11 protein-coding genes and 6 pseudogenes are annotated in these 12,965 nt (G+C 44.5%); 8 read left to right on the top strand and 9 right to left on the bottom strand.

Annotation, left to right across the window (positions count from 1 at the left end):
* Nucleotides 1–59: 59 nt before the first annotated feature.
* Nucleotides 60–653, top strand: coding sequence for a molecular chaperone (locus ACLJRE_RS16305; protein WP_001542855.1), 594 nt, complete (start codon nucleotides 60–62; stop codon nucleotides 651–653).
* 83 nt (nucleotides 654–736) lie between these two features.
* Here the strand turns inward: ACLJRE_RS16305 and ACLJRE_RS16300 are convergent, their stop codons facing one another.
* On the bottom strand, nucleotides 737–2,137 hold the full coding sequence (locus tag ACLJRE_RS16300; RefSeq protein ID WP_023212837.1) for a DUF1996 domain-containing protein: 1,401 nt from the start codon (nucleotides 2,135–2,137) through the stop codon (nucleotides 737–739).
* A 303-nt stretch (nucleotides 2,138–2,440) separates the two neighbouring features.
* Between ACLJRE_RS16300 and ACLJRE_RS16295 the strand changes: the two genes are divergently transcribed.
* A complete protein-coding gene (locus ACLJRE_RS16295) occupies nucleotides 2,441–3,346 on the top strand; it encodes an SdiA-regulated domain-containing protein (protein ID WP_023212836.1) in 906 nt (301 codons plus the stop codon).
* Between the two features lie 294 nt (nucleotides 3,347–3,640).
* Here the strand turns inward: ACLJRE_RS16295 and ACLJRE_RS16290 are convergent.
* Nucleotides 3,641–3,775 (bottom strand): annotated as a pseudogene (locus ACLJRE_RS16290) (hypothetical protein); the annotation flags it as partial.
* 110 nt (nucleotides 3,776–3,885) lie between these two features.
* Nucleotides 3,886–3,985, bottom strand: a pseudogene (locus ACLJRE_RS16285) (hypothetical protein); the annotation flags it as partial.
* Nucleotides 3,986–4,004: 19 nt separating this feature from the next.
* Between ACLJRE_RS16285 and ACLJRE_RS16280 the strand changes: the two are divergent.
* Complete coding sequence (locus ACLJRE_RS16280; protein ID WP_001527266.1) at nucleotides 4,005–4,187, top strand: ATP-binding cassette domain-containing protein; 183 nt, start codon at nucleotides 4,005–4,007, stop codon at nucleotides 4,185–4,187.
* Here ACLJRE_RS16280 and rtsB read toward each other — a convergent pair.
* From rtsB to ACLJRE_RS16265, 3 genes and pseudogenes are all read right to left on the bottom strand, one after another.
* Nucleotides 4,180–4,467, bottom strand: a complete 288-nt coding sequence (rtsB, locus tag ACLJRE_RS16275) for a transcriptional regulator RtsB (RefSeq protein WP_001269916.1) — start codon at nucleotides 4,465–4,467, stop codon at nucleotides 4,180–4,182. The two genes, ACLJRE_RS16280 and rtsB, sit on opposite strands and share 8 nt — an antisense overlap.
* Nucleotides 4,464–5,339 carry an AraC family transcriptional regulator gene (locus ACLJRE_RS16270; protein ID WP_000921676.1) on the bottom strand — a complete coding sequence of 292 codons (876 nt, stop codon included), beginning with the start codon at nucleotides 5,337–5,339 and terminating at the stop codon, nucleotides 4,464–4,466. The genes rtsB and ACLJRE_RS16270 overlap by 4 nt, the downstream gene beginning before the upstream one ends.
* A 263-nt stretch (nucleotides 5,340–5,602) precedes the next feature.
* Nucleotides 5,603–5,825, bottom strand: a pseudogene (locus tag ACLJRE_RS16265) (hypothetical protein).
* A gap of 116 nt (nucleotides 5,826–5,941) precedes the next feature.
* Between ACLJRE_RS16265 and ACLJRE_RS16260 the strand changes: the two are divergent.
* Together ACLJRE_RS16260 and ACLJRE_RS16255 are read left to right on the top strand one after the other, a co-directional pair.
* A pseudogene (locus ACLJRE_RS16260) lies at nucleotides 5,942–6,823 on the top strand (IS3 family transposase).
* 337 nt (nucleotides 6,824–7,160) lie between these two features.
* Entirely contained in the window at nucleotides 7,161–8,162 is a 1,002-nt protein-coding gene (locus ACLJRE_RS16255; protein WP_023212833.1) for a DUF1202 family protein, read from the top strand.
* Between the two features lie 88 nt (nucleotides 8,163–8,250).
* Here the strand turns inward: ACLJRE_RS16255 and ACLJRE_RS16250 are convergent.
* Together ACLJRE_RS16250 and ACLJRE_RS16245 are read right to left on the bottom strand one after the other, a co-directional pair.
* A pseudogene (locus ACLJRE_RS16250) lies at nucleotides 8,251–9,296 on the bottom strand (IS256 family transposase).
* Between the two features lie 142 nt (nucleotides 9,297–9,438).
* The gene (locus ACLJRE_RS16245) at nucleotides 9,439–10,191 is read right to left on the bottom strand and encodes a non-specific acid phosphatase (protein ID WP_410957466.1); all 753 of its coding nucleotides are present in this window, start codon (nucleotides 10,189–10,191) and stop codon (nucleotides 9,439–9,441) included.
* A 556-nt stretch (nucleotides 10,192–10,747) separates the two neighbouring features.
* On the opposite strand from ACLJRE_RS16245, the pseudogene ACLJRE_RS16240 reads away from it, so the two are divergent.
* The 3 genes and pseudogenes from ACLJRE_RS16240 to ACLJRE_RS16230 form a co-directional block, all read left to right on the top strand.
* A pseudogene (locus ACLJRE_RS16240) lies at nucleotides 10,748–10,822 on the top strand (helix-turn-helix domain-containing protein); the annotation flags it as partial.
* Between the two features lie 213 nt (nucleotides 10,823–11,035).
* A complete protein-coding gene (locus tag ACLJRE_RS16235; protein ID WP_262411510.1) occupies nucleotides 11,036–12,067 on the top strand; it encodes a ParA family protein in 1,032 nt (343 codons plus the stop codon).
* On the top strand, nucleotides 12,064–12,408 hold the full coding sequence (locus ACLJRE_RS16230) for a hypothetical protein (RefSeq protein ID WP_071953613.1): 345 nt from the start codon (nucleotides 12,064–12,066) through the stop codon (nucleotides 12,406–12,408). Before ACLJRE_RS16235 ends, ACLJRE_RS16230 begins: the two co-directional genes overlap by 4 nt.
* Nucleotides 12,409–12,506: 98 nt before the next feature.
* Here ACLJRE_RS16230 and ACLJRE_RS16225 read toward each other — a convergent pair whose 3' ends face one another.
* Complete coding sequence (locus tag ACLJRE_RS16225; RefSeq protein ID WP_304988602.1) at nucleotides 12,507–12,950, bottom strand: hypothetical protein; 444 nt, start codon at nucleotides 12,948–12,950, stop codon at nucleotides 12,507–12,509.
* Nucleotides 12,951–12,965 lie beyond the last annotated feature (15 nt).

Here is a 12,965-nt window from a genome sequence, read left to right as displayed (position 1 = left end):
TGCCATGTAAGCCTGATAAGCGTAGCGTCATCAGGCGAAATATTTCAGGAGCTATTGCTATGCCTTCCCGTGCTGTTTTGCCGCGTATCCTCGGCGCACTGTTTTACTTCTCCCCTGAGAGGCCGGAGGTGAAAGCGTTGTTCGACTGTTTGCCAACGTTGCCTGAGCTTTACCCCTGGCGCGATCGCGGACATATTGAATCACTGTGTGCGTCATGGTCGCTACCGGATGATGATGCGCTTACATGGCAATTTTCCGTGTTGTTTGAAGGCCAGGGAAAGATGCCCGTCCCGCCCTGGGGATCGGTCTATCTGGAAAAAGATAATTTGCTGATGGGGGAAACCACCGCCGATTATCGAGCTTTTTTACAGGCGCAGGGCATGGTATTCACTGACCGTGAACGCGAGCCGGAAGATCAGTTTGGCCTGATGCTATTAGCCTGTAGCGATCTGCTGGCACGAGGCGACAACGTGGCGGCCAACCGGTTACTGGAGGCGCATCTGCTGCCCTGGGGATTCCGCTATCTGGAATTGCTGCAACGCAATACCGTTAGCGCCTTCTATGCCCGGCTTGCCATCGTAGCGACCTGTTATCTGCAGGATGTTCAGCAGCAACAGGGACTACAGCCTGAGAATAAACGGTTGTTTTTCTGAGGTATTGGTCAGGTTTTGATGGCGTGCCATAATGCTTGTGCCGCCATCGTGCCCGCTGTTGTGTCAGCGGGCACAGTTTACTATTACAGCTCCGGCGTCTTTTTGAAACCGGTCAGCATCAGCACCAGGCTCTGTTTTGAGTCCGCTGGCGTGAAATCGTAGTGATTTCCCTGACGGTCGCCGCCGATATACCAGGATATTTCCGTTTTCCCTTCCGCCAGCGCTTTGCGCACCGTTTTATCGACATCAACCATACGATACTCATGTGAATGGTCCAGATATAACACGGCATCGGAACGGTAGTTGATCGTCGGTTTATTGTTCCAGGACACGGTACTGACGTGCCAGTCACTGCTGATCGGGTAAAAGAAAATTTGATCGGCGCCGTTCGTTTCCGTTTTGCCGCCAAAAAGGCGAATACGGTATTTGAATAGCGAAGCGTCCATATTGGTAGGCAGGGACGGGATCTTAAATTTCACCAGCGTGAGCGTTTCCGGGTGCTGCGTGCGTCCGCCATTTGTCCAGTCATCCTGTACGTACAAGGTATCGATGCTGGCATGAGGCTTGTCATCTTCGCTGCTTACCCAGGTATTTTCTTCCGCTTTACTGTAGGCGTAAGGAACCGTAGTGCCGCAATCCAGTCCCTGATTCATACACAGATCCGTCATAAACTGCGCGCCATCTTCCGTCCAGCCATTCATAAAATCGGCATGGGCGGTATAAAGACTTCCCCAGCGATCTGCCCGGGTTTCGCCATGCATTACCGGGTCCATCGACAATTCTACTTTGGACGTATCCAGCGAGGAGATCTGCGGGAGTACCCAGGCAATGTTCATATTAACCGTCGGGATTTTGACCGGATAGTCTGCGGAACATTTCCCGTGGTCGGCATAGATAGCGTTATTGTGGCTATGGGTCGGTTTCAGGTTGACGCCATCCCAACAGTTGGGGAAAGCGATCCCGATATTAAACTGGACGGCATCGCCCGCTTTACGCAGGCCGCATATTTCGCCTACCTTGTTGGTGTAACCTTTGCCGTTGGCACATAAAAAGGTGATTGCGGAACTGGGGCCAGTACCGTGATGATCGCCTGCCAGTAACTCCAGCCCTGCCGGGAATGGATGGAGCGGATATTGCGCAACATTTGTAGATTGATAATAGGTCTTTTGGTAGGCCGGATTTACGATTTCACCATCGGGTAATTTCATGGACGGCGCCCAGTAAGCGGAGCTGTCGGCTTTATTATCACAGGTGGTATCTGGTTGCGCGCGCAACGTCTGGTAGGTAGAGACCGCGTCGGTGTGGGTGTTGCCAAAAAAGTCATGCCACATCGCCTGATTCGCTTTACCAAACATCATAATCGCGTCATCGCCCAGCGTGTGGTGATAGCCGCACACGACATGCGCCTGAGGACCGGCATGGGCCGGGAATGCGCCAGCGGCAACGAGCGTAGCCAGGCTGACGGTAATAAGGTTGAGTTTCATTTTTTTGCTGCCCGGTTGAATAGAAGTGGGAGCAGCAATAGCAGATCAGATTGCGGTGTTACATCTCATTAATTATCACTTTTTGTCATTCGCCCTGCATACAGGGGCGAATTTGCAGACGTACTATTTAAATAATTAGCCGAAACTACCCTCCTCTTGATTATGTCAATTTACAAAAAGGGTACGTTAGTGATTAAAATCGGGCTTTTTGTGATAACCCTCACTATTTCATTTTGCCTATGCTAATGGCGCTCGCCATAACCGAATAACGATTCTATCGGACATCGGCTTTATTTTTAAGAAATGCGTTACGACATCAGTCGTGGCGCGATCTGCTATGGATTTTTTATGAGATTACTAAAACGCGTTATTGTGGTTGTACTCTTGGGCGTGATTTTATTTATGGTCAGGGACGATATACGCTATGTTTATCAACTGATCCTCAAATATGGTGATAAACCCTCGGCGCTAGCACTGAGTAGCTATAAAGCGGTTATTCAGCAAAAACCAGTCGCAGGAGTTAAGAGTAACCTTTCAGGTTTGACCTACTCCGCCGAAGACAGGATGCTTTTCGCCGTTATTAATAATCCCCCTGAACTGGTCTGGTTAACGACAGAAGGGCAGCTGGTAGGGCGGATGCCGCTCCAGGGCATCCACGACCCGGAGTCTATTGCATGGAGTGGGGGCAACCAGTTCCAGATAGGCAGTGAGAAAGATGGCGCGGTTTATAAAACACAGGTGGATATTCAGCGCGGCACCATGCAGATAATCTCCATGGTGAAGCTTGAGGGTTATGACAAAGCAAAAAATAAAGGGCTGGAAGGTACGGCATGGGATGCGAAAAATGAGAGATTATATGCCGCAAGAGAAAGAAAACCCATTATGATCAAAGAAGTAGAGATGAGCAAAAATGGTATCACCAGAGCGTTGCCTTCTGCCATCACTGCAAGTGTGAGCGATGTCTCCGGACTTGAATACCATGCCCCAACGGATTCGCTGCTGGTGTTGTCGGACGAGTCAAAAATGATTCTGGAGGTCAGTTCCGAGTGGCGGGTGCGCGATCGATTGTTCCTGACGGCGGAGTGGTCAGGGCTCAGAGACGATATCCCCCAACCAGAAGGGATTGCCATGGATAATGAAAATAATTTGTATATTGTGAGTGAACCAAATCTGTTTTATAAATTTTCGTGTGATATACAGAATGGCTAAAATCTATTTTTACTGTCACAGTATGCTAAAACAGAACAAGGTTATTAATACCATGATTTGACGATTGCTTGATTCGTTGATTCATTGTTGGGGATATTTATGTTTTACTTACCTCAGTAACGGATTACTTTGTGGTGTAGCGTAACGGTAATTGTCCTCCTCATATTTGCGGCAGCGTAGTCTGCCGCTTTTTTTTATAAATTAACTCTCTCTGTAATAATTAACAGACAATAAATATTATTCTGTTTTTTTCAGGAGGCCTCCGAAGAGACCTCGCATGGTGATGTTTAGTTATCAGGCATAATATTCTTCATCAACACTTACCGAATGCCATGTCGCCTCGCTAAGCGAAATCATTTCATCTACGCCGGAACTCTTGTTAACCGGGTTTTACGTCGGCGATGTGCCTGTAAATGTTCCATTGGCGGTGGCGCTATTCCCGGCGGGATCGGTGGCCGTAATGATGTACTGATTCTCCCCCCCCGACAGAATAGCGGATTGCGGAACAGAAACATGCCAGTTACCGGTATCGTTATCAACACTGGCGGAGTAGAGTCGATCGTCAGCCAGCCGATAGACAGCGAAGAATTACCCCATAGCGTTTGCGGAACGAACACTGATTGAACAGCTTTCATTCACTGCTGTTCCCGGAGATTTTATGGGTATTATCGGTACATCAGGTTCAGGTAAATCTTCTTTAATCAAAGCACTATCAAATTCCAGTCATTGCTATACGGGAACAGTTAAATTAAACAACGTAGATATCACACCGATCTCTGAAGATGATATCCAGAATTGCCTTGCCTACCACTTTGGCAACATTTTAGAAAAAATTACGTAATATCGACTGATATGTAAAACTCATTCAGCATCAAATGGATTAATTCAACATCAGTAGTAATATCCATTTTTTTATAGGCTGATCTCTTTTGTGTTGAAATCGTTTTTATATTTCGATCTAATAAATTTGAGCAACTTTTAACAGATAATCCTGCTGCCACGTAATAAATGACTTTTTTCTCGCTCAATGTTAGGTCGAATTTTTTAGCGAGCAACAGAATCCCATCTCTTATATTAATATGTTTTGCTTTGTTCTTATACTGCATTGTCAGATATCTCAATTAACATATTGATGACGAGAGGAAGATAAAAACGCTAAAAATTCCGATGGTGTAGTTTTGAAGTGTTTTTTAAAAACGCATGTAAAATAAGAAGCACTATCATAACCACACATATAAGCCACTCGGGTAATATTATATTCACTATTGCGTAGAAGTTTTGTCGCTTTATTCATTCGCGCATTAAGGTAAACTTCGCTGAATGAGGTGTTCTCTTGTTTCAATTTCCTCTTTAATGTGGAACAACTCATATAGAGTGAGTCAGAAATATCCTTGAGCGCCCATTTTCGACTTATGTCGCTTATAATAATATTATAAATGTTTTCGGCTAATGTATTTTGCGATAGTTCTCTGAAGAGAGCAAATGCTTCGGGTTCATAGATGAACTCTGAAAGTAGAAATCTTATTAAATATTCCTTTTTATCTTGGGATAGTTTTTGGCTTTTATTTGAAGAGTGTAAGAGGTTGAATACTCTTGCTACGCCTGTTTCTATTGGCGCTAACAGATGTTTTGTCGTCGGTTTTGTTAATGGGGCCGAAAAGTCTGCATGTTCATACAGAAAAAAATTATAAGCATTTTTTATTGACGCTGAATCTAATTCAATTAAATTATAATTTAACTGTTCATGAGTCTCTTCCATTGTGATATGAATGGTTTGATCTTTAGCTAAAAATATTAACATTGGCCCTGATGCCGTAATATACTCCCCGGACGATGTCGTAATTGAAATTTTACCCGTGGTGAGCTTGATGAGCACGGACTGCAGTAAATTTAATCCCTGAAGTGATAAGGATTTCCTCTGCCAGTTTTGCGCTGATTGTAAACATTCAATGCTCCCCACCTGGACAGGTGAGGGATTAAATACTTTTAGCATGATAATTTCCTTTTATTAAATGTGCGTGTAAATCAAAAATTATTCTGAAAAATATTTCAAAAAAACTAATATATAGCTATATAATTATTTGCGAACTTAAGGTATCAGGTGGCGATCTTTTCATTTTCTATGGAAAATGCTATTTTATATTGCATTTCTACATATTATAGTATCGTTAAAAAACTATGTCGCGTATAAAAAAAAGATGGAAATTTACAAGAATTGGCTCATGTTATTATCAAATTATCTCTTTAAAATTTGAATTAAGTAATAATTTCCTTTAATCTTTTAGAGAATAGCTCTTTAATTTCATGGAGGTAGTTAGCATGAGGTATAAGATCTGATTTTAATTTGTGATAAGGTTTATCCTGGAGGTAAATATTAACGTTCTCGGTTAGGAAAGGCATACAACGCGGTAAATATATACTGCGGCGGGTAGATGGCGTAGCGATATCCGGAAGTTTGAGGGGGAGGGGACGCATTCAATCGTATGGTTGGCTTTATGAAAAACGGTGTAACACGTTATTGAGGTTCTTTGATCTTACCCAGCAATAGTGGTCACGTGACTAAGTGAGTAAACTCTCAAGCAAGAGGTGACTCATATGAAAAAACCAGCATCAACCACCAAAAAGCCACGCAAGCAGCACACGCCTGAATTTCGCAGGAAGCCCTGAAACTGGCTGAACGCATTGGGGGGCCGCTGCCGCCCGCGAGCTTAACCTGTATGAATCACAGCTCTACAACTGGCGAAGCAAACAGCAAAATCAGCTCTCTTCTTCTGACCGCGGACAGGCGATGCCCGCAGAGATCGCCCATCTGAAGCGTCCGCTGGCAGAAGGGGATGAGGAACTGGCCATTCTCCAGAAGGCCGCGGCATACTTCGCGAGGCGCCTGAAATGAAGTATGTCTTCATCGAAAAACATCAGGCTGAATTCAGTACCAAAGCCATGTGCCGTGTACTTCAGGTTGCCCGTAGTGGCTGGTACGTCTGGCATCAGCGTCGTCATCAGATAAACCAGCGTCAGCAGTTCCGCCTTATCTGTGATAACGTCGTCCGGGAGGCATTCAGTGACGCAAACAGCGCTATGGTGCGCCACGCCTGACGGATGTATAACATAAAAACCGTGGCGGCCAGCTTGCGATGCGTTACAGATGGTGCAATGGCGGCGTAAACGACTGGGAAAGTCAGCGTGCATACAGACAGAGGTGGTCAGTACTATTCAACGGATTAGCAGAGCTTACTGAAACGACATAATCTGCGGGGGAGTATGAGCACCAGAGGCTGTTGTTATGACAATGCCTGTGCAGAAAGCTTCTTTCACACGCTGAAGGTGGAATGTATCCACGGAGAGGACTTTGCCAGCTGGGAAATAATGCAGACAGCAGTGTTTAATGATATCGAGTGTGATTACAATCAACGGCGTCGTCACAGTGCCTGTGGCAGTCTCAGTCCGGAACAATTTGAAAACCAGAACCTTGCTTAGGGTTGTGTCCATATTACGCGGGTAGGATCAGTCCATTTCTGTAGTCTGCCTGTTGTTCTTCATCGTCAGTTGAAGTAACAGCTTTACCTCCGGCTACAGTAAGGATGATTGAAAAAATCATTTTAATGGCTTCAGCCAGCCCATTAAAAAATTACTTTCCAACTATCTGATTTATTAGAGGTATTGTCTTTCATTAAGATAGCGAGTCCTGGTGGTTTAAAAATAAAGACACAGTATTATAATGAAAATAACACATCATTAAATATTGAATTTGCTAACTCGTTGTGTGATGCTGAAATGATTTTATTGCATATTATTAATTTCTGGGATGAATGTTATGAAAGGAAAATTTTTGTGTGGTTTATTGGTTTCGCTATTAATTAGCGGATGCGGTGACGATAACACCCCTACAGAGAAAGTCTTGAAAGAACAATTTAGTAATCAATTTCATGGGCGTCTTATCCTTGATTCAATTGATATCAAGGAAACATCGGTTGATGGAAATAAGAGAACATATGCTGCTGATGGCTTACTTTCTACTGGCTACGATCTGTATACGCCAGTTGCCTCGTTAACTGATTATATTGTTGTTCAAAAATCGTGGGATAAAGGCAAAGATATTAAATTCTCAGCAACTTTGAACAGTCTTGGTAATAAAGATACTGGATGGAAAACAATATTTTCTTCATTACAAATGTCAGAAACACCAAAAGGCAATCCAATTCCTAATGTTGAAACTGACGGTAAATATATCATCATGGATGGAGCAGGTTTTGATGATAAAATAAATGCAATTAAAGATGAATATGCCAGGAAGAAATCAAAACTAAACGAATTAAATAATGATATCGCAAAAGTTAAAACTAATATATTAGTTATTAATAAAGAAATCGATGAGTATTGGGGGACAGGGGAAGATGGAAAAACACAAAGCCGTTATTTTGTTCAGCGTGATTTGAATAAAGAGCTGGAACTCTTTAATAAAGAAAATGCTCCTTATTATTTTGAGAAGAAGTACAATGCTGAAGTTTTCGACCCAGCAATGAAGGCTCGCCGGGAAAAATTAAAGAATTACAGGTTGAGTGATTTTGATGACATAAGGGCGGAGAAACGTGCTGTATTAGAAAAACATAAAGAAGAATACTCCGTAAAATATAATGAAATTAATGAGAAGATAAAAGCGAAAATGAAGGTGCTCGATGATGGTTTACAAGAGTTGATAGCAAAGAAACGTGGTCTCATACAGCAGCAATCAACCATCTCAGACGAGATTCGCAATCTTGATTATCAATATAAAAATTGGGTAAATTTTATGGAAGAGCTAAATAAAAGAAAATAACTGACTATTATTATGAGTGATAAAAAAGAGACTGAAATCTGGTCTCTTTTTTTGAGCCTGTCAGTAATTCTATGTAACTGCTAATATATTAAAGGTGATTGCTCAGGCGGTCACCGAACTCGATAATAAAGCGACTCATCGCCAGCCGCCAGTTCTGGATCGGCATACTCCATTTTTTTGATGCATCCTTGATTGCCAGATAAATAACCTTTCGTACCGAGTCATCCGTCGGGAACACTTTGCGTTTCTTAATCGCGGCACGGATCACGCTGTTCAGGGATTCGACTGCGTTTGTAGTGTAGATGGTAGATGGTCTTGCGGATATCCGGCGGATAACTGAAGAGCGTATTGAGGTTTTCCCAGTGCGCACGCCAGCTTTTGCTGATTTGCGGATATTTCGGGAAGACGCTGTTTATCGCATCCGGGAAGCCCTTCAGACCGTCCACACAGGCAATCAGGATGTCCTGAAGGCCCCGCTTTTTCAGCTCCGTCAGCACGCTTAGCCAGAACTTTGTGCCTTCATTTCCGGACAGCCACATGCCGGCAACGCTTTCTGACCTTCGGTATTGATCCCCAGCGCAGGGAAAACTGCTTTGTTTATCACACTGCCATTCTGATGAACTTTGACAACATACAGTCCATATAAACAAAGGGATACAGCGTATCCATTTGTCGGTTTTGCCACTCAATGACCTGCTCTTTTACGGCGTCGGTGACTTTAGATATCAGCGTGGGCGACACATCGGAGTCGTACATTTCTTTGAAGGTGGCAACGATTTCGCGGGTAGTCATGCCTTTGGCGCAGAGGGATAAAATCTGTCTGTCCATCTGCGTAATGCGCGTCTGGTGCTTCTTAATCAGCTGTGGTTCGAAGGTATTTTCACGGTCACGCGGCGTGTTCAGTTCGATCTCGCTGTTATTGCATAACACCGTTTTTGACGAGTAGCCATTGTGGGTGTTTGAGCCTGTTTTGGGCGCATTTTTCTCATACCCGGGGTGGTCAGGCAGCTCCGCATTGAGCGCTGTTTCGACGGTAAGCTTCGTCAACATGCGGGAAAAAGCATGGAGATCGGCTTCGGTTTTAAGGCCTTCAGCCACTTCAGCCGCAAGGGCTTTGAGTTTCTTTTCGTCCATAATTGCCTGTCTCTGTTACTGGAGTGAACATATCAAAAACAGGCACTTACACAATTTTAATTACAGTCTCACGCCCGGTCGCCCCTACGCAGTTGCACTTCCTTTCATTTGCTGTGGCCAGTTTGCGGGAAGACTTTCACCTTCAGTAATTAAGTTTGGGGTGATCTTCTTTACTCAATAAATTATTTTTGTCGTTCAGCTCCTCACGGACTTTTGCCAGTGACTTCTGAAAAGCCGGGATTGTTTGCAGTCTTGCAAACTCTACTGCTCCCACATAACGGCCAGCATCAACATCACTTTGCCAGTGAGCACCACATATCACTCTGTTTTGCCCGAACTCCCATCCTCGTCTGGCGAGCTCCTGCGCGCGTTCCGGTCTGGCCTGGGATAATACTAATGCCAGAAGTGTACCATAAGCAGTATGCCCGGAAGGGTAAGAGCCATCTTTTCGCAAAGTATTCTCATCTTCAGGACGGCAGGTGGAATGATTAAATAAGACAAAGGGGCGAGTACGCATATAATATTTTTTTGCCGAAGCAGTAGCGTAGTAGCCGCCCATTTTCAGAAGATTCTGTAACATATTCCAGGTTTCAGGCGTATCTTTGGGATTAATTTTAGCACCCACTACTGGCGAGAATATTCTGGCTATATTTTCCACGCTTACATCTGCATCCTCAGCAGCTTGTTTCCATCGTGGGGAACCCTTTATCGCATAGCCCTTAAAATAAGCCTCTTTATCATAGCGGAAAGCCGGATCATCATTACCTGGCGGTGGTGGTAAGTAGAACTGACTGTTCACTGATTCTTCAGGAGAATGAAAGAGTTGCACTGTTGCTGCTGATGTATATTTAGCTACGATCAGTGGTAGAAAAAATAGTAAATAACGACTTTTCATAAAGACTCACTCCGGATCAGGAAATAATAAACAGATGTAATCCTATAATGATTTATTGCAATGGTTATTCAACATACAGGTAAAAAAGCAGGACGCTGCACTGGCATTATCGTCTGCCCATACCGGACTGACTGCAGCGGACAACAGAACAATACTGATATTTCCGGCTAACAGCATTTTGTTTAACTTTTGTCTCCGGTTATTTTTTATCTGCGTGCCTGACTGACACGCATTAGGTTAAAATGTTTACGTAATAACAAAGTATGAATAAGTATTTTAAAATATGTGCCCTGTTACCCCGACAGTTACCACCAGTTATGATGTGCTGAGTATTAATTTATGATTATGAACAAGAGCCGGAAACAGTATTTAAGAATAAAGAAACCGAAAAAGAAAAAATGCTAAAATTGGCGAAGGAATTGTTGTTGTCAGTGATGGAAAAGTTCATGGCGGAGATATTGGACTCACTTGTCGAGGCTAGCGAACCGTCAGATGGAGTGATACGCGTTATTACTGGTAATAATCTCCCTGTAGCTAAGTAAGCTTTTGACCCAGGCCCAAAGATGAGCGGCTGATCGCCGAAGCGCTGGGCGTTGCGCCAGAGAAAATCTGGCCTTCTCGTTATAGCTAGTCAGGCCGGAGATGGGGGCTACGGATTTCCATTCCCAGAAAAGCAAAAACCCAGCCATAGGCTGGGTTTTCTGAATAAGTGGTGCCCGGACTCGGAATCGAACCAAGGACACGGGGATTTTCAATCCCCTTGTCAAAAAGTTAGACGCCGCTTTGACTTTTTGAATTGGTAGCAGGCAGGCGAACACATTCGAATAAATTTCGAGTGTATTGCATGCAAACTGTATCTCGCGTTAAGTGTTCCCCCCAGGTTTCAACCGGGGAGTCTGTAGAAAGAAAACCAGACGCCAGTATTCATTTGGCACAGCAGGTTTCACCGCATTCGTTGTTACTCCCTGATGAGCAACAATTCCCGGTAGTATTGCCAGTAGTATCCACTAAGGGCGGAGAAGGGAAGTCAACCAAGGCAGGCAATATTGCGGGTTACACCGCCGATGCTGGTCTGAAAACACTGCTAATCGATGGTGATTATAATCAGCCAACAGCCAGCAGTATTTTTAAACTCCACTATGAAGCACCCTGCGGACTGTATGAATTACTCATGCAGACTGCTGACCTTAACAACCCTGACAGCATCATTTCCCGTACGGTTATTCCCAATCTTGACGTCATCATTTCCAACGACCCCGACGATCGTCTTTCCAATGATATGCTGCATGCAGCTGATGGCAGAATGCGTCTGCGTAATGTCCTGCAGCATTCTCTTTTCAGACAATATGACGTCATAATCGTCGATTCCAAAGGCGCTGGCGGGGTGATGGTGGAGCTCGTGGTGCTCGCTGCGACTCAAAGTGTCATGGGGGTTATCAAACCGATTTTACCCGATGTACGTGAGTTCCTGCGCGGCACTGTACGTCTTTTATCCAAACTTCTAGTTCTGGAACCCTACGGTATCCATATTCCCGATATTCGAATTCTCGCCAACTGTGTTGAACCCACTGTACTGGATCGAAACACCCTCAACGAACTCAAGGCAATCGTGGATAAAGGTCAGTACCCCCAGTCAGACCGTATTGCCATATCAATGCTGAATACCGAAATAGAGCAACTGGAAGTCTACAAACGTGGGCATGCGTGTGGGCAGCCAGTTCATCGTCTCGAATATAAAACTGACCGGGTAAGCCTGCCGGCAGCGGAATCCATGCATCATCTGGTCTGTGAGTTATTTCCTCAATGGAAAGACAAGTTTGATGCGGTTCTGGTTAACCGGCCTCAGCCCGGATTTGGTCAGGGGGCGGATGTATGAATCACAACTTACTCTGGCGGGCTGTGGCATTTACGGTAAATCACGAAGAAATACATGTCTTCGTTGAAGCTCCGGACAGTCTTACTGCACAAAAACGCTGTTATGAACGCCTTGCTGAAGAATGGAATGTGGCGAGGGGATTTATCGATATCTACAACCTCTGGAACGAAACCGAACTGCGGGACATGGCTAACGGTTCTCAGGAACCAACAGGGTTGCCCTTACTGGAATCAGGCGGAGGAAATGGTGAGGTTTTTTATGACCAAAATCCACTGATTCTTGTTGCATCACCACGCTTACGTGAAGTCCTGGAGAACGCTCTGCAGGAGGTGAAATCATGAACGATGTTATGGTCGAACTGACTCTGAATGAGCTCGTGTATATATCGGTTTTCGCCCCGCCCTGCGTTGAGGAAGGACGGGGAAGGCAGGAAGGTACATCAGGCTGCGGAGCTAAATCCGGGTGTCCAGAAATCGAGAGAGTCCAGTGCTTTCTCGATAGCATAACGCTTCGATTTCCATGTCTTATCTGCCATAAATTCGCTCCAGTAATCAGTCAGGGTCAGAGACATTTCTTCCTGTGTAAGCGCATCAATGTCTGTGAATTTTTCCCCATACTGCTTAAGCAAAGCGTATTTCAGCGCCATTTGCGGACTGATTTCGTGGAACTGGTGATGCCAGTTGTATTTCTGACGAAGGTATTCTCCCAACCAGAGCATACGGAAATATTGTTGCGCAAGAACGGGGCCGGGATATACCCCGTGGTATTTTTCCGCGACAAGAGCGTAAAACGTACGGCTTTTGTCACTGATAACCGCTTTGTCGGACTCCCACTGTTGATATTTACGATCGTGTTCATCCCGCCAATTTTCATTGGTATTCATTATCCAATCCTCATA

The organism is Salmonella sp. SAL04157, assembly GCF_046551635.1.
Taxonomy (GTDB): Bacteria; Pseudomonadota; Gammaproteobacteria; order Enterobacterales; family Enterobacteriaceae; genus Salmonella; species Salmonella enterica.
This window is presented reverse-complemented; position numbering and strand designations above follow the sequence as displayed.